This window comes from Rhizobium sp. NZLR11 (assembly GCF_019685115.1).
Taxonomy (GTDB): Bacteria; Pseudomonadota; Alphaproteobacteria; order Rhizobiales; family Rhizobiaceae; genus Rhizobium.
In genome coordinates this window covers 155,762-178,957 of the sequence record NZ_JABDWD010000004.1, presented here as the reverse complement: position 1 = coordinate 178,957, position 23,196 = coordinate 155,762, and the positions used below count along the sequence as shown (strand labels likewise).

Sequence of the window (23,196 nt, the reverse complement as noted above, 5' to 3'; positions counted from 1 at the left end):
CTGGATTGATGACTCAGAAGATACTTCTCGCAGAAGACGACAACGACATGCGCCGCTTCCTGGTGAAAGCGCTCGAAAAGGCCGGTTACAAGGTCCTTTCCTATGACAATGGCGCCAGCGCCTACGACCGGCTGCGCGAGGAGCCGTTTTCGCTGCTGTTGACCGATATCGTCATGCCGGAAATGGACGGCATCGAGTTGGCGCGCCGCGCCACCGAACTCGACCCCGACCTGAAGGTGATGTTTATCACCGGTTTTGCGGCGGTGGCGCTGAACCCTGATTCGAAGGCGCCGAAGGATGCCAAGGTCCTTTCCAAGCCTTTCCACCTGCGCGATCTCGTCGACGAGGTCAACAAGATGCTTGCCGCGTAAGGCTTGCCGGGCGGCACGTCACAAAACTGCAAAAAGCCTATTGACGGCTCCAAAGGTTTTGTGATCTATCCGCCGCCATCGGATGGGCGTGTAGCTCAGCGGGAGAGCACTACGTTGACATCGTAGGGGTCACAGGTTCAATCCCTGTCACGCCCACCATCCGATCCCCTTGCCCCACAAGGGATTTCGCCAAGCCGCTGTTTGGTGAATTTTCTCGGTCTCCATCCCATTTATTTTTGCCGATGCCGGACCTTCGCCGCTTCTCGAGGCGACATCGACATGGCCTGTCCCGGCAAACCATGTTGTCGGCCTTGGCTGGTCCGTGCAGATGGCAGTCATGACGCGCCGCATATGAGGGCGTGCTCACACGATCATCAATTGCACATCACTCGCTGGGATTCAGCCCCTCGTTGCTCGAGCATCCGGAAGTCCGGTTTTGTGACGGAGAGGTGACGGGTTTGTGACAAAACGCGTGTTATTTCAGCAACATAGCTGACCGAGCCTACTGTCATGATCGACAATCTCGTTGCGGCGCAGCATCGCCTATGTAATTTCCGCGGCGAGGCAGGCGCCAAGCTAAAGGGTGCCGCTTCGGTCACACGGGATGAAGATACGTAGGGACTGCCGATGGCAACGGTCTTCATCCTCTTGCATCTGAACTGGAGGTTATTCCATGAACATTAAGAGCCTTCTTCTCGGCTCCGCTGCTGCACTTGCAGCAGTATCCGGCGCTCAGGCTGCCGACGCTATCGTTGCTGCCGAACCGGAACCGGTTGAATATGTCCGCGTCTGCGACGCTTACGGCACCGGCTACTTCTACATCCCGGGCACCGAAACCTGCCTCAAGATCAACGGCTACATCCGTTTCCAGGTTGACGTTGCTCCGCACGCCAGCTCGATCGGCGCCGGCGGCGGCGGTTCCGTCGCCAACGACTCGGATTGGGACGCCCGTACGCGCGGCCAGGTTCAGTTCACCGCCAAGAGCGACACCGAATACGGTCCGCTGACCGGCGTCATCGTCATGCAGTTCAATGCTGACAACGCAACCGCTCAGAAGGCTCAGCTCGACTCCGCTTATATCGACATCGCCGGCTTCCGCGCCGGTCTGTTCTACAGCTGGTGGGATGACGGCCTCTCAGGCGAAACCGACGACATCGGTTCGCCGGTCACGCTGCATAACTCCATCCGTTATCAGTACGAAACCGACGCTTTCTACGCTGGCATCAGCGTCGACGAGCTGGAAGACAGCCCGTTCTATGATGGCGAAACCGCCAACAACGTCGGCGTTGCAGTCGGTCTCGGCGGCAAGGCTGGTGCATTCAGCTACCAGATCACTGCCGGTTACGACACCGACAACGAAGAAGGCGCCGTCCGCGCTATGGGTACGGTTGCTGTCGGTCCGGGCACGCTCGGCCTCGCAGTTGTCTACGCAACGAACCCGAACGCCTATTACAACAAGGCTGAATGGGCGATCGCGGCCGAATACGCCATCAAGGCGACTGACAAGCTGAAGATTACCCCGGCTGTTCAGTACTACGACAACTACGGTGTCACTGCTGGCGAGTTCAACGACGACGTCAGCGCCTGGAAGGCCGGCGTAACGATCGACTACCAGATCGTTGAAAACCTCTCGGCAAAGGTTTCGGTTCAGTACCTCGATCCGGACAATGCTGAAGACGTGACCTCGGGCTACTTCCGCCTGCAGCGCGCGTTCTAATAAAAGGCTGCAGCACTTCAAAGTGCTGCAGCGTCCTCTGTGCGTCTTAAAAGACGCGGGGCACTGTAAACCGGCAGCTACAAATTCCTGATCTGACTGACCTCCGATCGGGAAAGAATGGGCCTGGATTTCCCTGCCTGGGCCCATTCCCCTTGACCAGAAGTGCGTCCAAGACGGCAGGCGCTCGATGAGCGCCTTGCCATCGTCGCGTCACATCGGTCCTTTTTCGATGTCCGGCCGCCAATCCCATTGCTTGACCTTGCAATCGATCGCCGGCAGGCCCGGCGGCCATGGTATCTTTGTGCCGCGGGGGGACAATGGAACCAAATTCGGACACAGAGCCATGCCATGGCGAATCGAGGCTGAGAGGTGTGATTCGCCTCGCCAGGACATGGGGTTTGAGATCGAAATGAAGTTATCCGCGTTTGTTGCCGCTGCCATTTTTTCCGTCGCCCTGGCCCTGCCGGCTTCTGCCGCGCAAGCTCCTGTAGAGACGTTTCCAGGGGCTCCGGGGGTCATTACGCTGTCCGGCAAATGCGCCAAGCTTGTTGTCGCCAAGTTCGATGCCACCAAGGGCTGCAAGAACGAACTTGCCAGCGTCACCCTCGCCAATGGGGTGGTGACCTTCATCTTCACGTCGGATGGCAAGGCGCTTGGGTTCCAGGGCGACGGTAGCGGCATCAAGCCCGCTTCCAACGGTAATGCCCGCCTGCCGCTCAGCCTCGTCACCACGGGTGTCGGCAACAAGATGACCGGGGAGGTCAAGGTCGCCGGCTTCTGCACTTTCGGCAATCCCTATGCTGGCAAGCCGATCGCGATCGAATGCACTGCCGAAAGCAAGGATTCCTCGTTTGCCGGCAGCTTCCGCACCGGCGGCAAACTGGTGAGAAAGGGAAAGTAGAGCAGTTCCAGCAAAAGTGCGCGGCGATTTTACGTCCGGGATTGAGTGAAAACCCGAGATTGCGTGAAAACAAAGAGGCACAGCATTCCGTGATTCGAAGAAAAACGGAAATGCTCTGGCCGTCAGGCACACCAGGCGCCGCCGGCAGCGCCCGGCTTGCGCGCCAGCCCTTCATTGATCAGCTGCGCGCCGAAAGAGCGCCCGTCGCGCGAGACGACGCGCGGCGCGCCTGAGGGCTCGGCTTTGCCCGCGGCATTCATGGTGAAGGGACCGGCGTTCAGAAGCGCCAGCAGCCGCGACTTGGCGGCAAAGGCGACCCTGCGTTCGCCATCGCAGCGCGCCTGGTCGACGACAGGGCTTGCCATATCGGCGATCACGATCTTCTCGCCCTTGTACCAGAAGACGCCGCCATCGCCGACGCAATTGATATGGGCGCCCTGCCCGCAATAACCGAACGCGACCGTCCCGGTTTCCGGATTGGCAGGGGTAAGCGGGGACGGCACCGCCTTGACCGGCTGGATGACCGGCGTCGGGATCGTCGCCGGCGGCAGCAGCTGCGATTGCGGCGCCGGCGGTACGGCTTTCGGCAAGGGTGTGGCAAGCGCCACCTGCTTCGGCGACACGTCCTTCCTGACGGCAGGTCTCGGCTCCGCCGTTTCCCGCGTCATCGACGCCGATTGCCCTGCAAACATCGGCTGAATGCTCTTCCAATGGTCGTGGGCGACAATGCCGCCGATCGCGGCGATGCCGATCACTGCCCAGGGCAGCAATCCGCCACTGCTGCTCGCTTTGCTCTTTCCTCTCGCCGGCGCCTTGCGGCGGCCGCGTGTCGCTGTCCTGGCCATCTGTCCGATTCCCGTGAGGCAGGGATTATCGCCGCCCAATCCTTTCTGAAAGGTTGGCGCGGCGACAGGATGATGTCTTGTTCGCCGATCTTTACCTCAAATGACATGTAGGCACCGGCCGGCATCGGAGAAGCCGGTGGGGGAATCGAAACGCCTGAGGGGAAAAAGCCGAACAAATCCCGTATCGGCCGACTGCCTTCTCACGACGCTGGCCGCCGCCTGCGTGCTCTTCGCCTTCTGAAAGCTCAAACAACGGCTCGGCTCCAATTCCGCACGGCATGTCGATCGGGATGAGGACCAGTCGAAAACGAGACGCCCGGCATCATACCGGGCGCCTGTATCTGCGTGATTGTCTGTTGCTCATTCGGAGGGTGCGGCTGCAGGATCGTTTTTTGCAACCGGTGTCGTGCCACCGACGGACGCGGCCAGCGGCTTTTCCCGTTTGCCGATATTGATGCGCTCGTCCGCCGCCTCGCGTACGGCCTGCCATTCATTCTCGTGCCGGATGAAGATCTCGCGGGGCACAAAGTTGATCGTCATATTGTTCTCACCCTGTTTCAAATCTGCCGTCAGTGCGCAAAAGAGCCTTCCGGAATGCTGGTTATTTCTTGGTCTCTGCATTGCTCTTGATGTCGGGACCACCCTTGGAAAGATCTGCACCGGTAACGTGGGCCGGCACGTGAATGTCGTGATAGACGCCGGGTGTCAGTGTCAGGTCGACCTGATGCGGCGGCAGCACCTGCGCCTTCTGCATGCGATTTGGCTTTGCCCGCTTCATGCGGTCGGCAGCCTCTGCGCGTTTGTCGGGGACATGGGTCGAAGTGTGCATCATCGGCCTCCTCTTTTAAGCTCAACCAGTGGCTAACGGTCGGGCACCGGGATGGTTCCAAAAAAACACCTGATCTCCATGCGGCCACCGGCCTTGACAGGCCGGGGAAGTTCATTACCTAGGGCCTATCCCGCAGCCTTCCAGACATCGGCTGACGGGGAACTTTGGTGCCGGGCCCCTCTGGCGAGAGTTTTTAACGGCGCTCTCGTGATGTCGGTATCGCCTGCAGCTTAGCCGGCGGATTTTTCATCGATGAACAAGCTCACCATGCCTGACCCGCATGCCCGTGGTGGCATGCCTCCTCTTTCCAACATAGCCACCCCTTCCAACAGGATTTGCGGCCGCGAGGTGCGGCGATGATCCAGTCCGTAACCCACAAATCCTCGCTCAGCTATTTCCGCTGGGCCTTCATCGTCACTGCCCTCGGCCTCGTTCTCGGCGCCGTGCTCGGCTGGCAGACGACCGGCACGATCGGCGGCATGGCGACCGTCTTCTTCATCTGCACGGTGCTTGCGGTGCTGGAGATCTCGCTGTCCTTCGACAATGCCATCGTCAATGCCAATAAGCTGAAGGAGATGACGCCGGTCTGGCAGCAGCGCTTCCTGACCTGGGGCATCATCATTGCCGTCTTCGGCATGCGCATCGTCTTCCCGCTGGCAATCGTCGCGATCGCCGCACAGATCGGCCCTTGGGATGCTCTGGTGCTAGCCGCCCGCGAACCTGCCGAATATGCCCGCATCATGAATGACGCGCATCTGCCGATCGCAGCCTTCGGCGGTACCTTCCTGATGATGGTCGGCCTCAACTACTTCTTCGACCACAAGAAGGAGATCCACTGGCTTCCGAGCCTTGAAAGGATGATGGCCCGCTCGGCCACCATCAAGGGCATCGAGATCGCTTTCGTGCTGACGCTGATGCTCGTTTTCTCCTGGCTGATCGGCGGCGAGGAAGCCACCGTCTTCGTCCATTGCGCCATCTACGGCCTGCTCACCTTCCTCGCGGTCGAAGTGGTCGGCGGGCTGCTCGATGCCTCGCAGCAGACGATGAGCGCTGCCGCCAAGGGCGGCCTCGGCGCCTTCATCTATCTGGAGGTGCTGGATGCCAGTTTCTCCTTCGACGGCGTTATCGGCGCCTTCGCTTTGACGCAGAACCTCTTCGTCATTGCGATCGGCCTCGGCATCGGCGCCATGTACGTGCGTTCGATGACGATCATGCTGGTGGAGAAGGGAACGCTTGCCGAATACCGCTATCTCGAACATGGCGCCTTCTACGCCATCCTGATCCTCGCGGTGATCATGTATACGCAGACCCTGGTGCACATCCCCGAGGTGATCACCGGTCTCGGCGGCGCAGCCCTCATCGGCCTGTCGCTCTGGTCGTCCATCCGCCACAACAAGCGCGAGCGGATAGAGGATCACACCGCCAAGCAAGACGAGCTTCACGCCTGACGATTACAATGCACGTCGCCCGGAAGTGTGCAGCGGTTCCGGGATGACGACATGCATAAACAAGACCAAAGCCGCGACGCCCAGCGTTGCGGCATCCCCATTGGACAAAAATAAAGCCCGCGACCAACCGGTTGCGGGCTATTTCATGCATTCATGCCTTGAAGGTCTTAGCGGATGACCTGACCAAAGGAGACCGGGTCGATGCCGAGTTCCCTCAGATCGCGGGCACGCGGGCGGCGGCCGGCTTCAACAGCGGCGCTGACGGCGTTTGCGGCACCGAGCGCAGCAAATGCGCGGCCAAGGAAACCGGTATGGACTGAATTACGGATAGCGGACATTGTCTTTTCTTCTCGCTCTATGATTGACCAGTTATAGGTGGGCACCCGCACCCGCTGCAACAATGCTCAGAAAATCACCTCAGCCATGCAGAAACAGGAGGCCGGCACACATTTCCATGGCCGGCCTCGAGGGAGGGGGTAATGTCGTCTTTTTCTTCTAGCCTTCTTTGTTCTAGTCTTCGTTTGCCGCCAGCTGCGCCAGCACCTGGCCGCGGCCGCGAAGCCGCAGAATCAGCGGGATGAGAAAGGCCGCCGCTGCCACGATAAGCAGGCCCGCCGCGATCGGCGACATCACCAGCGTCGTGACGTCGCCCTGGCTGATCGCCAGCGCCCGGCGCAGTTGCTGCTCGGCCAGAGGCCCAAGGATCAGGCCGACGACCGCAGGCGCGATCGGATAGCCGAAGAGCCGCATGAGATAGCCGAGCACGCCGAAGGCGAGCAGCATGCTAAGCTCGAACACCGACGGGTTGGCGCCGATCGTCCCGAGCGTTGCAAACAGTAGGATGCCCGCATAGAGCCACGGCTTCGGGATCGTCAGCAGCTTTACCCAGAGCCCGATCATCGGCAGGTTCAGCACCAGCAGCATTGCATTGGCGATGAGCAGACTGGCGATCAGGCCCCAGACGAGCTGCGGATTGGTGGCAAACAGCAGCGGCCCCGGCTGCAAGCCGTATTGCTGGAAGCCGGCCAGCATGATTGCTGCCGTCGCCGTCGTCGGCAAGCCGAGTGTCAGAAGCGGCACCAGCGTGCCGGCGGCCGACGCGTTGTTTGCCGCCTCAGGACCGGCCACGCCCTCGATCGCGCCATGGCCGAACTCCTCTGGGTTCTTCGCCAGCCGCTTTTCGGTCGCGTAGGACAGGAAGGTGCCGATTTCGGCGCCGCCCGCCGGCATCGCGCCGATCGGAAAGCCGATCAAGGTGCCGCGCAACCAGGGCTTCCATGATCGCGCCCAGTCCTCAGCCGTCATCCACAGCGAACCCTTGACCGCCTCGACCTTCTCCGCGATCCGGTTGCCCTGCGCGGCGATATAAAGCGTCTCGCCGATCGCAAACATCGCCACTGCCAGCGTCGTCACCTCGACACCGTCGAGCAGGTCGGGAATGCCGAAGGAAAGCCGCGCCTGTCCCGTCTGCTGGTCGATGCCGACCATGGCGAGCGCAAACCCGATGAACAGCGACGTCAGCCCTCTCAATGCCGAATCGCCGAAGGCCGAGGAGACGGTGACGAAGGCAAGCACCATGAGCGCGAAATATTCGCGCGGCCCGAAGACCAGCGCCAGCTTGACGATATAGGGAGCGATGAAGGCAAGCCCGAGCGTGGCAATCAGACCAGCGACGAAGGAGCCGATCGCTGCCGTCGCCAGCGCCGGCCCGCCGCGCCCGGCACGCGCCATCTTGTTGCCCTCGAGCGCGGTGACGATCGAGGCGCTTTCACCCGGCGTGTTGAGCAGGATCGAGGTGGTCGAACCGCCATACATGCCGCCGTAATAAATGCCGGCGAACATGATCAGCGAGCCGCCGGGATCGAGCTTGTAGGTGACGGGCAATAGCAGCGCCACGGTGAGTGCCGGGCCGATGCCGGGAAGCACGCCGACGGCGGTGCCGAGCGTCACGCCGACCAACGCATAAACCAGGTTCATCGGCTGCATCGCAACCAGGATACCCTGCCATAGGAATTCGAATGTGTTCATCTTGGTGTCCCAAGCGGCGTTCCCGACCATGCGATTTCGAGGTCAGGCGCCGCGCAAAATCAAAACAGCCGACAGCGCGTCCCGCGCGGTCAGAAGAACAGATGCTCGAGCGGCCCGGCCGGCAGCGTCAGCTGCAGCATCTGCGAGAAGATCGCCCAGACGACGAAGCTGAGGACGATGCCAAACGGCAGCGAGATCCACAGCTTGCGTTTGCCGAAGCCGCGTGCCGTCAGCGCGAAGAGGATGCCGGTCGCAATCGAGAAGCCGGCGACCCGCAGAAGCAGCATTTGGCCGGCCAGACCGGCGACGATCCAGATGACCGGCGCCACCTCCTGCCGCTCGCGCTCCGGAAACTCGCCGCGCCAGGCTTCGGCGACGGTCCAGATCCCGAGACAGAAGAGGCCGAACGCCACCACTTCAGGCACTGTCGCCGGACCGATGCGGTCGTATTGCGCGATCGTTTTCAGATGCGAGGCGTCCCAGGCCATCACGCCGGCGACGACGAAGAGGAAAACGGCAATGATGAACGCCGCCCAATCAGGGCGGCGTGTCGTTGCCGAGGAGGTGTTATCCTCGCTCATTGAACAAGCCCGATATCTTTGAGAATGCCTTCGGTGGCGGAGACGTCCTTCTCGAGCTGCGCCTTGAAGGCGTCGCCGGACAGATAGGTGTCGGCCCAGCCCTTGGTCTTCAGAGTTTCCTGCCAGGTGGCGGAGCTATGCAGCTTCTCGAAATCGGCGGTGACACTTGCCACCTGCTCTGCCGACAGGCCGGGGGCTGCGGCAACCATGCGCCAGTTCTGGATGACGACGTCGGTGCCGGCTTCCTTCAGCGTCGGCGCATCGACGCCGTCGATGCGCTTGTCGCTCGATACGGCGAGAAGACGCAGCGTGCCGGATTTCACCTGCGATTCTAACTCGCTGTAGCTCGAGACGCCGGCCGTGACCTGGCCGCCGAGAATGGCGGCGAGCGCTTCGCCGCCGCCGGAGAAGGCGACGTAGTTGATCTTCGTCGGATCGACGCCGGAGGCCTTGGCGATCAGGCCGACGGCGATGTGGTCGGTACCGCCGGCTGAACCGCCGCCCCAGGAAACCGCGCCCGGATCCTTCTTCAGCGCCGCAACCAGATCGGCCATGGTCTTGATGTCGGACGCAGCAGGAACGACGACGGCTTCATATTCACCGGTCAGCCGGGCGATCGGCGTAACGTCCTTGAGCGTCACCGGCGACTTGTTGGTGAGAATCGCGCCGACCATGACATAGCCGCCGACGATCAGCGAATTCGGATTGCCGGCAGCCTGGCTGCTGAACTGCGCAAGGCCGATGGTGCCGCCGGCGCCGGGAACGTTCTGGACCTGCACGTTGCCGGAGATCTTCTCCTGCTGCAACGCGGTCTGCAGCGAACGCGCCGTTTGGTCCCAGCCGCCGCCGGGAGCCGCCGGTGCGATGATGGTGTAGTCGGCCGCATAGGCCGGCAGCGCTATGGTCGCGGCAAAAAGGGTTGCAATGAACGTATGCTTCACGATGTTTCCTCCGTCGGCGGCTGAGCGAACCGCCTGTTATTCTCCAGGGAATCGGGAGGAATGGCCGGCCAGCGGACGCAAGTGTCCTGATGACGAGCAGAATACCTCCCAAAGCTTCAGCTCTCCGCCTCCACGGAGAAGAAGTAGCCAAAGCCACCACAACAAGCTGTCATTTAGCTGACACCCGCGAGATAAACTGGGCGAAGAGGACACTTTTTTGCCGTAATTGCCAGACGCGGGTCTAAATCCCGGGGTCCCATATGGACCGGCCGAAACGTGAGGCTCGTCACTGCGCCCGCAAAACCTCGTTCCAGTGCGCGATCAACCGCGCCCGTTTGACTTGGTCGAGATAGACCATCAGTCCGGGACTGACCGGCACCGGTCGAAGTTGGGCGCCGAGCAGTTCCTGCAGCGTATTGGCGGTATTTTCCCCCGCCACCTCGGGGCTGACCGCCGGGATCTGCAGTTCGCGCGCCATGATCGTCTGCCCCTCCCTCGACATGAAGAAGGTGAGATAGCGCCGGCCGAGCTCCGGCTCGGCGGCCGCCTGCGGCACCAGCCCGATCCGCGACATCACCACGGTATAGTCCTTCGGCAGCACGATGCCGACATCCGGATAGCGCGAGGCCCAGTCGGCCGCATAGGAGCCGAGAATATTGTAGCCGAGCACGAAGCGCCCGTCGGCCACACGTTCGAGGATTGCCGAACTCGTTGAATAGAGCTTGACGCCGGCAGCCCCCATCGCTCCGATGACCGACCAGATGTCGCCGAACTGCTCCTGGTCGCGCGCCATGAACAGAAAACCGACGCCGGAGCGCTCGATATCGTAGGTACCGATCCGCCCATGGACGTCGTTGCCCTTGCGGTTCAAGTAGTCGACGAATTCCGCCCGCGAGCTCGGCACCGGCTCGTGCGCAAAACTCGGCTTGTGATAGACGAACACCGCCGGCTCGAAGGTCAGCGCATAGGCGGTGTTGCGCCAGTTCGCCCATTTCGGCCAGGCGGCACTCATCGGCAGATTGCTGACTTGCGCATATCCGTCGTTGGAGAGCTTCACCTGCAGATCCATCGCCGAGGAAAAGGCAAAGTCCGCTGTCTTCTTGCCGGCATCTGTCTCCCTGACGATCCGGTCGTAGATGTCGCCGGTCAGCATGTCCTCATACCTGACCGCAACGTCGGGATTGGCCTCCTGGAAACCCCCGATCATCGGCTGCGCCAACGGCTCGTCGAGCGAGGAATAAACCGTCAGCACCGGCGCATCGGCGCTGCCCGACTTCGCCGGATAGAAGGCCTGATCGGCCAGCGCAAAGCCCGGCCAACACGCCAGCAGCAAGATGAAAACTCTCCTCATGCCCCAACAATGCCTGAGCATGCCGGGGGGAGCAAGGGCGCTGGTCAGACAGTCGATGGCGCCCGTTTGCGGGTCAGAGTTCGCGCTCGAAGAACAGCAGGATCTGCTCAAGCGCTGGCGGGACCGGATAATATGCATCCCGTTCGCGGAAACCGAGACGGCGATAGAGCCCCTGCGCCGCCGTCTGCAGAATGCCGGTATCGAGCCGCATCGAGTGGTAGCCGTCATCCTTTGCCCGGGCCATCGATGCCTCGCAGAGCGCTGCGGCGATGCCGCGGCCGCGTGCCGCCGCCGAGACGAAAAGTCTTTTCATCTCTGCAATGCCTGGCCCTTGCTCGTGATGCATGACACAGCCGACAGGCTCTCCATCGAGCCGCGCCAAGAGGATAGCACCCTTCGGCCTTTTGTGAATCTGCGGCAGGTCGACGAGCAGCGCCTCGAATTTCTGCGGATTGTAATAGGCATCGATGACTGGTCGATGCCGCGGGTAATTGTCATAGAGCCATTGCCGGAACGATCGGCAGAGATCCTGCACGGCGGTCATTTCCGCCTGGCTCTGAGCGAACTCGACCGTCAGTTCCGCCATTTGCCAAACCTCCCGATGCCTCATCGCTTTTATCATGAACAAGCTGCGCCGTGGAGATCGAACTAGAGCACGATGCCGAAAAGTGTGTCCGGTTTTCGGCGGACGTCGTGCTCTAACTATTGAACTTAGAACAGGATTCAGACTTTAGGCCAAGCGGGCCTAAAATCATCCTGTTCTAGGCGGCGACCCATTCCATCAGAGCATTTTGCGCATGCAGCAAAAAGGCCTTGGCAGGCAGAGCGGATGCTCCATCGCCCCGGCAGTCACCTCCTGGCCGCGCGTCACCGGCGGGCACGGCAGGAAGATCGCGTCGCCGGGCAAACGATCGAGAATATCGGTGCCGATCCGGTAACCGGCAAGCACCTCCGCGGCGGCTTCGTCCGGCCATGAATCGGTGATGACGCCGTCGGTATCTGATAACTCACCCATATCGGTGCTCATGCGGAAGCGCCCGTTGAGCAGTGCGACGTCATGGATGTGCCAGCGCTCGGGATAGACCTGCACCACGTCGATCGGCAATGCGATCGACGCTTCGGCCCAGGAACGGAGAATATTCGCGTCTGCCGCCACGCCAACGACCTTCAACCTATCGATCGAGCCGCGCCGGCTCTTGATATAGGCAAGGTCGCCGAGCGTCTCGCAGGGGTGGTTGGAGCGCGTGCGCGCATTGATGACAGGCACCGGCGAGGCTGCCGCCACCGCCTTCAACGTAGAAAGCTCCTTCGTGCGGATCACCAGCATGTCGAACCAGTTGCCGAGATAACCCGCAAGATCGCCGGCTTCCTCTCGGCCGTTGAAGCCGATCGGCACATGCACGCAGATACCGCCCATCGCCTGGATGCCGAGATCGAAGGCACTCGTGTTTCGCCAGCCGCCGTCGTCGGCAATCAGCGCGACGCGCCTGCCCGCGAGGTTCTGCGGCATGGTGCGCTCTTCCCAAGTTATGGCGAGTTCCCCGGCGCGAGCGATAATCGATCGAAGTCCGGCCTCCGGAATATCTTGAAACTCCAGAAAATCCCGGGTCGAACCTGTCATCCAAAATCTCCGTCGCGCGTGAAACGTCGTCACAATAACGGGCGCCGGCCTCGTAGCAACCACGCACGGAAGCAACCGCGAATCACATTCCGTGGCGGATACCCCTCGCAATTGTCTTCCAGGCCATGCGCCTACGTCCGGCTCAAGCCCCGAACTGACCGACAGCCACTTTTTATAATACCGACGCCAAAGCATCGGCTGAAGCAGATCACTCCGCTTCGTCGATTAGAATCGCCTTTTCATCCCAAAGGATTAGCGCTGAACGCGATCCCTCACCCATTCAGAGTATTGATGAAGATCGGCGACGCTATATGGTCGCGCAGCCGTGTTAAAACGTCGAAACCGCCAGAATTTCTATTCGGTGGACGACTCTGCGCGACAAAAACTCTATAAAAAGCTAGACTAAACTGGGAAGATCCATGGGAGGGGTCATGGAACGACGACTGAGCGCTATTCTCGCTGCGGATGTCGTTGGCTACAGCCGACTGATGGGCATCGATGAGTCCGGCACGTTGCAGGCGCTGAACCGCCATCGCTGCGAACTGGTCGACATTCGTATTTCAGACTACAAGGGCCGGATCGTCAAACTCACCGGCGACGGCATCCTTGCCGAATTCCAGAGCGTGGTAAACGCGGTCGCCTGCGCCGCCGAAATCCAGCGCAGCATGGCGGCCCGCAACGAGAACGTGCCCAAGGACGAACGCGTCGAATTCCGCATCGGCATCAATCTTGGCGACGTCGTGGTCGAGAACGGCGATATCTTCGGAGATGGCGTCAATCTCGCCGCCAGGCTTGAGCGTATCGCAGCGCCGGGCGGCATCGCTGTGTCGGCCTCGGTGCGCGATCAGGTCGGCTCGCGCCTCAATCTCGGCTTCGAATTCATCGGCGAGCATATGCTGAAGAACATCCGGCAGCCGGTTCAGGTCTATACCGTCACCCTGGCGCCGCCCTCCTCGGCGAAATTGGTCGCGCAGAACCGCAATACCTGCTTCATCGCAGTGCTGCCCTTCACCAATATGAGCGGCGACGCCGATCAGGACTATTTCTCCGACGGCATCACCGAAGACATCATCACCGATCTCTCCAAGATCTCCAGCCTGCACGTCGTGCCGCGCAATACCATCTTCACCTACAAGGGCATCTCGGTGAAGGTGAAGCGGCTCGCCCAGGAACTTGGCGTGCGCTACGTGCTCGAAGGAAGCGTGCGCATCTTCGGCAATCGCGTGCGCATTTCCGGCCAATTGATCGACACCGCCAATGGCGATCATCTCTGGGCCGAGCGTTATGACCGCGACCTGACCGACATCTTCGCCATCCAGGACGAGATCACCCATGCGATCGTCGGCCAGTTGAAGGTGCGTCTGCTGCCGGAAGAAAAGAAGGCGATCGCCAATGAGCCGACCGCCAATGTCGAGGCCTATACCTATTATCTCAGGGGCCGCCAGCTCTCCCATACCTGGACCAAATCCTATCTCGAACTCGCAAGGCGCATGTTCTGCAAGGCGGTTGAACTCGACCCGGATTATGCCCGCGCTTATGCCGGCATCGCCGATTGCGACGCGGCGATCCGCGACTGGGCACCTGATGACGTGCCGCTGAGGCGCATCCTCGAGATGAGCGCCCGCGCGCTTGCGCTTGATCCCGACCTTCCCGAGGCCCACGCTTCTCACGGTCTGGCCCTGCATCAGAGCGGCTTTGACGGGAGGGCGGCGGCGGCCTTCGAACGTGCATTGGCGCTGGACCCGAACCTTTTCGAGGCGAATTTCCATTATGCCCGGTTCTTCTTCATGCACGGCAACTTTGCCGAATCGGTTCAATATTTCACCCGCGCCGCCGCGATCCGCCCTGACGACTACGTCTCGCCGATCCACCTGATGTCCGCCTACCGCTCGCTCGGCCGTGTGTCGGATACGGAAAACTGGGCGCGCCTCGGCCTGCTGCGCGCCGAACGCGCGCTGAACGTCAATCCGGAAAATTCCGGCCCGGCCCATCGCGGCGCGCTGGCGCTTGCCCATATGGGCGACGCGATGAGGGCACGCGACTGGGCTGCGCGCGCGATCGCCATCGATCCTGATGACATCGTCGCGCAGTACAATCTCGCCTGCGTCTATTCCGTCCTCGGCGATGTCGACCAGGCGATCGATCTCCTTGAAAGGCTGCTGCCTCACAGCTCCGTCTACCATATCAAATGGTTCAACAATGATTCCGATCTCGACAACATCCGCGACGATCCTCGCTTCCAGAGGCTGCTGGCCGCCGCGATGATGCAGCGCGAACGGGTCGAAAGGACCGGGAGCTGAAGCCAGGCCCTTCCCGCCGTTCACTGGCGCATCGGCCCGAAAATCAGCATCGATTTTCGGAAAGCACGATGCGAGGATTGAAAGTGTTTCAGCGTCCTTTGCGCGTCTGACAGGCGCGCGGCGCTGTAAGCTCCAAAATCGCTGTGACATCGCTCCCCCACCTCTGTAATCTCCTTTGAAAAACAGGGGGAGATCCGTGCGCATCCTGCTCACCGAAGACAATATCGCGCTGGCCGACGGCCTGTCGGCGATCTTGCGCGGCACGGGCCATGCCGTCGATGTCGTTCACGACGGCGCATCCGCCAATGCGGTCATCGCCGCTGAAAATTTCGATCTGGTGATCCTCGACCTCAACCTGCCCGAGATGGACGGGCTCGACGTGCTGCGCGCCATGCGCGCCCGGCAAAACCAGGCAGCCGTGCTCATCCTGACCGCACGCGGTACGCCGGAAGAACGGGTGAAGGGTCTCGATCTCGGTGCCGACGATTATCTGATCAAACCCTTCGACATCGCCGAATTCGAGGCCCGCGTGCGCGTATTGCTGCGCCGCCAGGCAGGCCTGCGCTCGGCGACTGTCAGTTTTGGCAGCATCTCGTTCGATCTCAATTCCCGAGCCTTTTCGGCAGGCGCGACGCCGCTGGACATTCCCGCCCGCGAACTTGGGCTGCTCGAAATTCTTTTCATGCGGGCCGGCAAGGTCGTCGCCAAGGAGGCGATCATCCAGTCGCTGACGGCCTTCGACGACGACATTTCGGCAAACGCCATCGAGCAATATGTCAGCCGCCTGAGGAAACGTCTCTCACCGCACGGCCTGATGGTGAAGACCGCCCGCGGCATCGGCTATTATCTCGACAAGCTTCCCGAGGCCTCATGAAAGCCGCCTATTCCCTCAGGCGCCGGCTGCTCTTCTGGCTACTTGTGTCCACAGCGGTCATCGGCACGCTGGCGCTCGCCGATACCTATCGCGAGGCGGTCCAGACCTCGAACATCGTCTCCGACCGTGTGCTCGCCGGCTCCGCGCTGGCGATCGCCGAACGCGTCGTCGTTGCCGAAGACGGCACCCTGCAGGTCGATATCCCCTATGTTGCGCTTGAAATGCTGACCTCGGCCGCGCAGGACCGCGTCTTCTACCGCGTCGACGGTCCGCCGGGCAAATTTATCACCGGTTACCAGTCGCTGCCGGTCCTGAAGAAGACACCCGCCAATGCCGCCGCCTTCGCCGACGACAGCTTCCGCGGAGAGCCGATCCGCGTCGCCACACTCGAACGCTCCGCCTCGACGGGCATCCGCTCCGTGCCCTTCGTGGTGACGGTCGCCGAAACCACCATTGGCCGACGGCAGCTGGCGCAAGCAATCCTCGTTCGCTCGGCACTCCGCCTCGCCTTCATGATCGCGGGTGCCGCCGTCATTGTCTGGATCTCGGTCACGGTGGCCCTGCGTCCGCTCTACAAACTCGGCGACGCCATCGGCGAACGCAGCCCCGATGATCTGCATCCGATCGAGCAGACGGTGCCGAGCGAGGTCCAGCCGCTGGTCGATACGGTGAATAGCTTCATGGTCCGCCTGCAATCGGCCCTCGATGCGCTCCGCCACTTCACCGGCAATGCCAGCCATCAGCTGCGCACGCCGCTGGCGATCATCCGCACCCAGCTTGCTCTCTCTGCCCGCGCCGGCTCGCTTGGGGAGGCGCAGGCGGCAGCTCTGAAGGGCGATCAGGCGGTGGCGCATGCCGAGCGCATCCTCGCCCAGCTTCTCCTGATGGCAAAGATCGACGCGGCCACCGCGAAGGAAGCACTGACCGCCTCCGCCATCGATCTTGCCGCCATCGCCCAGGAAATTACCGGTGAGCAGATCCCGACGGCTGCCGTCGCCGGCATCGATCTCGGTTTCGAGGGCGGAAGCCCGGCGATGATCCGCGCCGAGCCGCTGCTCATCGGCGAAATGCTGCGCAACCTTGCCGGAAATGCCATCGCCTATGCCGGCAAGGGAGCTGAGGTCACCGTCCGCATCATCGCAGCAGCAGAGACGATCCGCCTCGAAGTCGAGGACAACGGCCCCGGCATTCCACGCAACAAGCTGGAGGCGGTGCGCGGGCGGTTTTCGCGCGGCAATGAGACAGGTGCGCCGGGCGCCGGCCTCGGCCTGCCGATCGTCGAGGAAATCGCCAATCTTTTCAATGCCAACCTGACGCTGGAGCCGGGCCCGGATGGCAGGGGCCTAAAGGCGGCCGTCACCTTCGCCAAGGCCGCATAAAAGCCTTCAGCCTCAACAACGCCGCGCGTCTTTCGGACGCGCTAAGGACGCCGTAGCATTTTGAATCGCGGCATAATTCATTAAATCGATTCCGATTTAAGGAATTATGCCGGTGACCTTTCCAGCTTGCTTTCTTTCGCTGCATTGCACACACTGATTTCGGGAACAGCAAGCCGCACGACGATGCGCGCCGGATAAAAGAGAAATATGTCGATCAAAGCCAGCATCTATCATCTGACCCATTACACTTATGATAAACCGATCCGCCTCGGCCCACAGATCATCCGACTGAAACCTGCCTCGCATTCGAAGACACGGGTGCTCAGCCACTCGCTGAAGGTCACGCCCTCCAACCATTTCGTCAACCTGCAGCAGGATCCCTACGGCAATTACCTCGCCCGCTACGTCTTTTCGGACCCGGTGACGGAGTTCAAGATCGAGGTCGATCTCGTCGCCGACATGACGGTCTACAATCCCTTCGACTTCTTCGTCGAGGAAGAGGCAACCAAGTGGCCCTTCGGGTACCCTGAGACGATCCAGGAAGATCTCTCGATCTATATGACGCCGGAACCGGCCGGTCCCCGCCTGAAGGCAATGCTGCCGACGCTCGACTGGTCGCCCGACCAGCCGACGGTCGATATGATCGTCGGCCTGAATGCCCGCCTGCAGCGGCAGATCGGCTATGTCATCCGCATGGAAACCGGCGTGCAGACGCCGGAGGAGACGCTTGAAAGCGCCAAGGGCTCCTGCCGCGACACCAGTTGGCTGCTCGTCCAGATCCTTCGCCATCTCGGCCTTGCCGCCCGCTTCGTCTCCGGCTACCTCATCCAGCTGACGCCGGACCTGAAAGCACTCGACGGCCCCTCCGGCACCAAAGTCGATTTCACCGACCTGCATGCCTGGGCGGAGGTCTATCTGCCCGGCGCCGGCTGGGTCGGCCTTGATCCGACGTCTGGGCTGCTGACCGGCGAAAGCCACATCCCGCTTGCCGCCACGCCGCATTATCGCAACGCCGCGCCGATCTCGGGCGGTTATTTCGGCGAGGCCGAAACCGAATTCGCCTTCGACATGAAGGTCTCGCGCGTCGCCGAACACCCGCGCATCACCAAGCCTTTCTCCGATGAAAGCTGGGACGAACTCAACGAACTCGGCGAGAAGGTCGATCGTGTCCTCGAAGCCGAGGACGTGCATCTGACGATGGGCGGCGAACCGACCTTCGTTTCGATCGACGATTTCCAGTCCGAGGAGTGGAACACCGCCGCCGTCGGCCCGACCAAGCGCGAAAAGGCCGACAGCCTGATCCGCCGGCTGCACGAACGCTTCGCCCCCGGCGGTTTCCTGCATTATGGCCAGGGCAAATGGTATCCGGGCGAAAGCCTTCCGCGCTGGACCTTCTCGCTCTACTGGCGCCGCGACGGCAAGCCGGTCTGGCAGAACCTCGATCTGGTGGCTGTCGAAGGCAAAGATACCGGCGTCACCGCCGAGGATGCCGAGAAGTTTTTGACGGCGATCGCAAAGGAACTGGCGATCAAGCCTGACATGGTGCAGCCGGCCTATGAGGATCCAGCCGACTGGATCATCAAGGAAGGCAGCCTTCCCGAAAACGTCGATCCGTCGAATTCGAAGCTGAAGGATCCCGAAGAACGCAACCGCATCGCCCGGGTGTTTGCCCGTGGCCTTACCGTCCCCACGGGTTACATCCTCCCGGTTCAAGCATGGAACGCCAAGGCGGCTGAAAGCCGCGTCTGGGTCAGCGAGAAATGGCGCACCCGCCGCGGCAATATCTTTCTCGTCCCGGGCGACAGTCCCATCGGTTACCGCCTGCCGCTCGGCACACTGCCCTATGTTCCCCCGGCGCGTTATCCCTATATCCACCCCGCCGATCCGACGATCCCACGTGAACCGCTGCCTGATGTCTTTGTACCGGCCGGCCGCGCCATGCCTGAAGCCTCTTTCAATGCCGACGAGGGCAATCGCGGCCGGATCGAACAGACGCTCGGTGAACTCCGCGGGGCCGTGCGCACCGCCATGTCGGTCGAGCCGCGCGACGGCAGGCTCTGCGTCTTCATGCCGCCGGTCGAGCGCATCGAAGATTATCTCGAGCTGATCGCCGCTGCCGAAAACGCCGCCGCCGAGCTCAAGCTTCCTGTCCACATCGAAGGTTACCCGCCGCCGCAGGACGAGCGCATCAATGTCATCCGCGTCGCCCCGGATCCCGGCGTCATCGAGGTCAACATTCATCCGGCCTCGAACTGGAAGGACTGCGTCGATATCACTACGGCGATCTACGAGGAGGCGCGTGACACCCGGCTTGGCGCCGACAAGTTCATGATCGACGGCCGTCATACCGGCACCGGCGGCGGCAACCATGTCGTCGTCGGCAGCGCCAATCCGAACAACAGCCCGTTCCTGCGCCGTCCCGATCTCTTAAAGAGCGTCGTCCTGCACTGGCAGCGGCACCCCTCGCTCTCCTACCTCTTCTCCGGCATGTTCATCGGCCCGACCAGCCAGGCGCCGCGCATCGATGAGGCTCGTCACGACAGCCTCTACGAGCTGGAGATCGCCATGGCGCAGATCGCTGCACCCGGCCGCGGCCAGCAGCCGCTGCCCTGGCTCGTCGACCGCCTGTTCCGCCACCTTTTGACCGACGTTACCGGCAACACCCACCGCGCCGAGATCTGTATCGACAAGCTGTTTTCGCCGGACGGTCCGACCGGACGGCTCGGCCTCATCGAGTTCCGTGGCTTCGAAATGCCGCCGAACGCCCGCATGTCGCTCGCCCAGCAATTGCTGGTCCGCGCGCTGATCGCCCGGTTCTGGGTCAACCCGGTCGATGGCAAATTCGTCCGCTGGGGCACAACTCTGCACGACCGTTTCATGCTGCCGCATTTCGTCTGGGCCGATTTCCTCGACGTGCTTGCCGACCTTCGCGAAAACGGCTTCGACGTCAGTTCGGAATGGTTCAAGGCTCAGCTCGAATTCCGCTTCCCCTTCTGCGGCGAGGTCGAATACGAAGGCTCCAAACTGGAGCTGCGCCAGGCGCTTGAACCCTGGCACGTCATGGGCGAGGAAGGTGCGCCGGGCGGCACTGCCCGTTACGTCGACAGCTCCGTCGAGCGCCTTCAAGTGCGGCTCGAGACCAGCAATGCGGCGCGCTACACCGTCACCTGCAATGGCCGCACTCTGCCGCTGACGCCGACCGGCACCTCCGGCGTATCGGTCGCCGGCGTCCGTTACAAGGCGTGGCAGCCGTCCTCCGGCCTGCATCCCGTCTTGCCGATCAACACGCCTTTGACTTTTGACATTTATGATACATGGTCGAAGCGTTCGATCGGCGGCTGCATCTATCATGTTGCCCATCCGGGCGGCCGGACCTATGACACCTTCCCGGTCAACGGCAACGAGGCGGAAGCAAGGCGGCTCGCCCGCTTCGAGCCGTGGGGACATACGGCGGGTGGTTATATCCCGCGCGCCGAGACGGGTTCTCTTGAATTCCCGCTAACGCTGGATCTGAGGCGGCCCGCCGGAATTTGAAGCCGGGGGATTGAGGCTGAGGTTAAGGCCGGGGGTTTAAGGCTTGGGTTTTGATGGGTAAGAGGCCGGCAGTTGAGCGCAGGGGAGAAGCAGAGGACCGCATCGGCAAGGATGCGGCCTTCGACTATGAGCCGCTTCCTGGCACCGCCGACGAGATGGTCGACAATAAAGGTGTTGTCCGCCCGGTCTGGAAGAATTTCCTGTCGCATCTGAGCGCAATGCCGGAAAAGGATCTCGCCGAGCGTTTCGCCCGCGCCGACCGCTATCTCCGGGATGCCGGCGTCTTCTACCGTGCCTATGGCAGCAAGGGCACCGGGGAACGCGCCTGGCCGATCTCGCATATTCCGGTGCTGATCGACGAGCGCGAATGGCAGACGCTGTCGGCAGGCCTCGTCCAGCGCGCCGACCTGCTCGAGGCGATCGTTGCCGATATCTACGGCGACAACCGGCTGGTGCAGGAAGGGGTGCTGCCGCCGGCGCTGATGGCCGCTAATCCCGAATTCCAACGCCCGCTCGCCGGCATCCGGCCGGCCTCCGGCCATTATCTGCATTTCTGCGCCTTCGAGATCGGCCGCGGACCGGACGGCAACTGGTGGGTGCTGGCCGACCGGACGCAGGCGCCGTCGGGCGCCGGTTTCGCGCTGGAAAGCCGCGTCGCGACGACCCGGGCCTTTTCGGATATCTACGCCGAAACCCCGGTCCACCGCCTCGCCTCCTTCTTCGGCGCCTTCCGCGACGCGCTGCAGGGCATGAAACATTCGGGCGACGACCGCATCGCCGTGCTGACGCCAGGCCCCGCCAACGAGACCTATTACGAGCACGCCTACATCGCCCGCTATCTCGGCTTCATGCTGCTCGAGGGCGAGGACCTCACCGTCGTCAAGGGCCGCGTCATGGTGCGCACCGTCGCCGGCCTGAAGCCGATCGGCGTGCTCTGGCGCCGTCTCGATTCGGCCTTTGCCGACCCGCTGGAGCTGAACCAGAATTCGCATATCGGCACGCCCGGCCTCGTCGAAGCGCTGCGCGCCGAAAGCGTCACCATCGTCAATGCGCTCGGTACGGGGGTTCTCGAAACCCGGGCGCTTCTGGCCTTCATGCCGACCATCTGTCACCGTCTACTGGGGCAGGATCTGCAACTTCCATCGATCGCCACCTGGTGGTGCGGCCAGGAGGAAGAGCGCGAGCACGTCGCAAAGAATATCGAGAAGATGGTGATCGGCCCGGCCTATTCCCGCGCCCCCTTCTTCGACGACAGCGGCGAATCCGTGCTCGGCTCGTCACTGCGTGCGGCCGCCAAGGATTCCATCACCGACTGGCTGAGTTCGGACGGACCGAAACTTGTGGGACAGGAGGTCGTCACGCTCTCGACGACGCCCGCCTGGGTGGACGGCAAGCTCGTGCCGCGGCCGATGTCGCTGCGCGTCTTCGCCGCCCGCACCGCGAACGGCTGGCAGATCATGCCCGGCGGTTTTGCCCGCATCGGCTCTGGCGCCGATGTCGCGGCGATCGCTATGCAGTCAGGCGGGGCGGCCGCCGACGTCTGGATCGTCAGCGACAAGCCGGTCGAGCGCCACACTCTGCTGCCGGCCGAAGGCAGCTTCACCCGCAACATGCCGGGCAGCCTGCCAAGCCGGGCGGCCGACAATCTGTTCTGGCTCGGCCGCTACATCGAACGCGCCGAAGGGGCGCTGCGCATCCTGCGCGCCTGGCATGCGCGTTATGCCGAGGCTGCCGATCCGAGCCAGCCGCTGCTCGCCGACGTCTCCGAGTATCTCACAGCTGTCGATATCGATACCGCCGAGGCCGTGCCGGAAACGCTTTTACGCCACATCGACAGCGCCGTTTATTCCGCCAGCAACATCCGCGACCGTTTCTCGCCGGATGGCTGGCTCGCCCTCAACGATCTTGCCAAGACCGCCCGCCGTTTCCATGTCAGCGTCGCTGCAGGCGATGACGCCAGTCACGCGATGACCATCCTTCTGCGCAAGCTTGCGGGCTTCGCCGGCCTGGTGCACGAGAACATGTACCGCTTCATGGGCTGGCGCTTCCTCTCGCTCGGCCGTTATATCGAGCGCGGCCTGCACATGACGCGGCTGCTCGGCCACATGTCCGGCCCGGAAGCGCCCGACGGCGCGCTCGACATGCTGCTCGAGATCGGCGACAGCGTCATGACCCACCGCCGCCGCTACAACGTCAACACGGCGCGGCTGACCGTCACCGACCTTTTGGCGCTCGACCCCCTCAACCCCCGCTCAGTCCTCTTCCAGGTGAACGAGATCCACCACGAGGTCGAGCAACTGCCGAACGCCCTGATCAACGGCCAGATGTCGCCCTTCTACCGCGAGGCGATGCGGCTCCATTCCGGCCTGGCAGTGATGACGCCGGAGGGCATGGGGGTCGAGGTCTATCAACGGCTCGAACGCGAATTGGAGCAGCTTTCCGAGCTGCTCGCCCAGACCTATCTCGGGTGACATCA

At 62.2% G+C, this 23,196-nt stretch carries 18 protein-coding genes, 1 tRNA gene and 1 pseudogene; 10 read left to right on the top strand and 10 right to left on the bottom strand.

The window, feature by feature from the left end:
- Nucleotides 1-8 precede the first annotated feature (8 nt).
- The 4 genes from cpdR1 (at nt 9) to HJB83_RS09460 (ending at nt 2,989) form a co-directional block, all read left to right on the top strand.
- Nucleotides 9-371 carry a response regulator CpdR1 gene (gene cpdR1, locus HJB83_RS09475; protein WP_003542883.1) on the top strand — a complete coding sequence of 121 codons (363 nt, stop codon included), beginning with the start codon at nt 9-11 and terminating at the stop codon, nt 369-371.
- A gap of 84 nt (nt 372-455) precedes the next feature.
- Nucleotides 456-530 (top strand) — tRNA-Val (locus HJB83_RS09470).
- 514 nt (nt 531-1,044) lie between these two features.
- The gene (locus HJB83_RS09465) at nt 1,045-2,088 is read left to right on the top strand and encodes a porin (RefSeq protein WP_207581773.1); all 1,044 of its coding nucleotides are present in this window, start codon (nt 1,045-1,047) and stop codon (nt 2,086-2,088) included.
- Nucleotides 2,089-2,479: 391 nt separating this feature from the next.
- Nucleotides 2,480-2,989 carry a hypothetical protein gene (locus HJB83_RS09460; RefSeq protein ID WP_221131810.1) on the top strand — a complete coding sequence of 170 codons (510 nt, stop codon included), beginning with the start codon at nt 2,480-2,482 and terminating at the stop codon, nt 2,987-2,989.
- Between the two features lie 122 nt (nt 2,990-3,111).
- Here the strand turns inward: HJB83_RS09460 and HJB83_RS09455 are convergent, their stop codons facing one another.
- The 3 genes from HJB83_RS09455 to HJB83_RS09445 all read right to left on the bottom strand — a co-directional run bounded on the left by HJB83_RS09455 (nt 3,112) and on the right by HJB83_RS09445 (nt 4,666).
- Entirely contained in the window at nt 3,112-3,834 is a 723-nt protein-coding gene (locus HJB83_RS09455; protein ID WP_207581774.1) for a hypothetical protein, read from the bottom strand.
- A gap of 360 nt (nt 3,835-4,194) precedes the next feature.
- Nucleotides 4,195-4,374, bottom strand: a complete 180-nt coding sequence (locus HJB83_RS09450) for a hypothetical protein (RefSeq protein WP_221116431.1) — start codon at nt 4,372-4,374, stop codon at nt 4,195-4,197.
- A gap of 61 nt (nt 4,375-4,435) precedes the next feature.
- Complete coding sequence (locus HJB83_RS09445) at nt 4,436-4,666, bottom strand: hypothetical protein (RefSeq protein ID WP_221116432.1); 231 nt, start codon at nt 4,664-4,666, stop codon at nt 4,436-4,438.
- Nucleotides 4,667-5,019: 353 nt separating this feature from the next.
- Here HJB83_RS09445 and HJB83_RS09440 point away from each other — a divergent pair, with 353 nt between their 5' ends.
- Nucleotides 5,020-6,111 (top strand): DUF475 domain-containing protein, encoded by a 1,092-nt coding sequence (locus tag HJB83_RS09440; RefSeq protein WP_221131758.1) that lies wholly within the window; start codon nt 5,020-5,022, stop codon nt 6,109-6,111.
- Between the two features lie 167 nt (nt 6,112-6,278).
- Here the strand turns inward: HJB83_RS09440 and HJB83_RS09435 are convergent, their stop codons facing one another.
- The 7 genes and pseudogenes from HJB83_RS09435 to HJB83_RS09405 all read right to left on the bottom strand — a co-directional run bounded on the left by HJB83_RS09435 (nt 6,279) and on the right by HJB83_RS09405 (nt 12,633).
- Nucleotides 6,279-6,449 carry a hypothetical protein gene (locus HJB83_RS09435; protein ID WP_221131757.1) on the bottom strand — a complete coding sequence of 57 codons (171 nt, stop codon included), beginning with the start codon at nt 6,447-6,449 and terminating at the stop codon, nt 6,279-6,281.
- 172 nt (nt 6,450-6,621) lie between these two features.
- Nucleotides 6,622-8,139: a tripartite tricarboxylate transporter permease gene (locus tag HJB83_RS09430; protein ID WP_221131756.1), complete on the bottom strand. Its 1,518-nt coding sequence runs from the start codon at nt 8,137-8,139 to the stop codon at nt 6,622-6,624.
- Nucleotides 8,140-8,228: 89 nt separating this feature from the next.
- A complete protein-coding gene (locus tag HJB83_RS09425) occupies nt 8,229-8,720 on the bottom strand; it encodes a tripartite tricarboxylate transporter TctB family protein (RefSeq protein ID WP_221131755.1) in 492 nt (163 codons plus the stop codon).
- Nucleotides 8,717-9,661 (bottom strand): tripartite tricarboxylate transporter substrate binding protein, encoded by a 945-nt coding sequence (locus HJB83_RS09420; RefSeq protein WP_221131754.1) that lies wholly within the window; start codon nt 9,659-9,661, stop codon nt 8,717-8,719. The genes HJB83_RS09425 and HJB83_RS09420 overlap by 4 nt, the downstream gene beginning before the upstream one ends.
- Before the next feature lie 286 nt (nt 9,662-9,947).
- A complete protein-coding gene (locus HJB83_RS09415) occupies nt 9,948-10,994 on the bottom strand; it encodes an ABC transporter substrate-binding protein (protein ID WP_221131753.1) in 1,047 nt (348 codons plus the stop codon).
- 91 nt (nt 10,995-11,085) lie between these two features.
- Complete coding sequence (locus HJB83_RS09410) at nt 11,086-11,598, bottom strand: GNAT family N-acetyltransferase (protein ID WP_221131752.1); 513 nt, start codon at nt 11,596-11,598, stop codon at nt 11,086-11,088.
- Nucleotides 11,599-11,773: 175 nt separating this feature from the next.
- Nucleotides 11,774-12,633: pseudogene (locus HJB83_RS09405) on the bottom strand (ornithine carbamoyltransferase).
- Between the two features lie 431 nt (nt 12,634-13,064).
- On the opposite strand from HJB83_RS09405, the gene HJB83_RS09400 reads away from it, so the two are divergent.
- The 5 genes from HJB83_RS09400 (at nt 13,065) to HJB83_RS09380 (ending at nt 23,191) form a co-directional block, all read left to right on the top strand.
- The gene (locus tag HJB83_RS09400) at nt 13,065-14,933 is read left to right on the top strand and encodes an adenylate/guanylate cyclase domain-containing protein (protein ID WP_221116630.1); all 1,869 of its coding nucleotides are present in this window, start codon (nt 13,065-13,067) and stop codon (nt 14,931-14,933) included.
- 196 nt (nt 14,934-15,129) lie between these two features.
- Nucleotides 15,130-15,807: a response regulator transcription factor gene (locus HJB83_RS09395; RefSeq protein ID WP_221131751.1), complete on the top strand. Its 678-nt coding sequence runs from the start codon at nt 15,130-15,132 to the stop codon at nt 15,805-15,807.
- Nucleotides 15,804-17,186: a sensor histidine kinase gene (locus HJB83_RS09390; protein ID WP_221131750.1), complete on the top strand. Its 1,383-nt coding sequence runs from the start codon at nt 15,804-15,806 to the stop codon at nt 17,184-17,186. Before HJB83_RS09395 ends, HJB83_RS09390 begins: the two co-directional genes overlap by 4 nt.
- A gap of 207 nt (nt 17,187-17,393) precedes the next feature.
- The gene (locus HJB83_RS09385) at nt 17,394-20,720 is read left to right on the top strand and encodes a DUF2126 domain-containing protein (RefSeq protein WP_221131749.1); all 3,327 of its coding nucleotides are present in this window, start codon (nt 17,394-17,396) and stop codon (nt 20,718-20,720) included.
- A gap of 53 nt (nt 20,721-20,773) precedes the next feature.
- Nucleotides 20,774-23,191 carry a circularly permuted type 2 ATP-grasp protein gene (locus tag HJB83_RS09380; RefSeq protein ID WP_207581787.1) on the top strand — a complete coding sequence of 806 codons (2,418 nt, stop codon included), beginning with the start codon at nt 20,774-20,776 and terminating at the stop codon, nt 23,189-23,191.
- Nucleotides 23,192-23,196 lie beyond the last annotated feature (5 nt).

What these genes read in the sequence shown, in the direction of transcription:
- HJB83_RS09440 (WP_221131758.1), top strand. Translation starts at nt 5,020, where the DNA reads ATGATCCAGTCCGTAACCCACAAATCCTCGCTCAGCTATTTCCGCTGG.
- HJB83_RS09460 (WP_221131810.1), top strand. Translation starts at nt 2,480, where the DNA reads ATGGGGTTTGAGATCGAAATGAAGTTATCCGCGTTTGTTGCCGCTGCC.
- HJB83_RS09385 (WP_221131749.1), top strand. Translation starts at nt 17,394, where the DNA reads ATGTCGATCAAAGCCAGCATCTATCATCTGACCCATTACACTTATGAT.
- cpdR1 (WP_003542883.1), top strand. Translation starts at nt 9, where the DNA reads ATGACTCAGAAGATACTTCTCGCAGAAGACGACAACGACATGCGCCGC.
- HJB83_RS09400 (WP_221116630.1), top strand. Translation starts at nt 13,065, where the DNA reads ATGGAACGACGACTGAGCGCTATTCTCGCTGCGGATGTCGTTGGCTAC.
- HJB83_RS09465 (WP_207581773.1), top strand. Translation starts at nt 1,045, where the DNA reads ATGAACATTAAGAGCCTTCTTCTCGGCTCCGCTGCTGCACTTGCAGCA.
- HJB83_RS09425 (WP_221131755.1), bottom strand. Translation starts at nt 8,720, where the DNA reads ATGAGCGAGGATAACACCTCCTCGGCAACGACACGCCGCCCTGATTGG.
- HJB83_RS09455 (WP_207581774.1), bottom strand. Translation starts at nt 3,834, where the DNA reads ATGGCCAGGACAGCGACACGCGGCCGCCGCAAGGCGCCGGCGAGAGGA.
- HJB83_RS09410 (WP_221131752.1), bottom strand. Translation starts at nt 11,598, where the DNA reads ATGGCGGAACTGACGGTCGAGTTCGCTCAGAGCCAGGCGGAAATGACC.
- HJB83_RS09390 (WP_221131750.1), top strand. Translation starts at nt 15,804, where the DNA reads ATGAAAGCCGCCTATTCCCTCAGGCGCCGGCTGCTCTTCTGGCTACTT.
- HJB83_RS09450 (WP_221116431.1), bottom strand. Translation starts at nt 4,374, where the DNA reads ATGACGATCAACTTTGTGCCCCGCGAGATCTTCATCCGGCACGAGAAT.
- HJB83_RS09435 (WP_221131757.1), bottom strand. Translation starts at nt 6,449, where the DNA reads ATGTCCGCTATCCGTAATTCAGTCCATACCGGTTTCCTTGGCCGCGCA.
- HJB83_RS09380 (WP_207581787.1), top strand. Translation starts at nt 20,774, where the DNA reads ATGGGTAAGAGGCCGGCAGTTGAGCGCAGGGGAGAAGCAGAGGACCGC.
- HJB83_RS09430 (WP_221131756.1), bottom strand. Translation starts at nt 8,139, where the DNA reads ATGAACACATTCGAATTCCTATGGCAGGGTATCCTGGTTGCGATGCAG.
- HJB83_RS09445 (WP_221116432.1), bottom strand. Translation starts at nt 4,666, where the DNA reads ATGATGCACACTTCGACCCATGTCCCCGACAAACGCGCAGAGGCTGCC.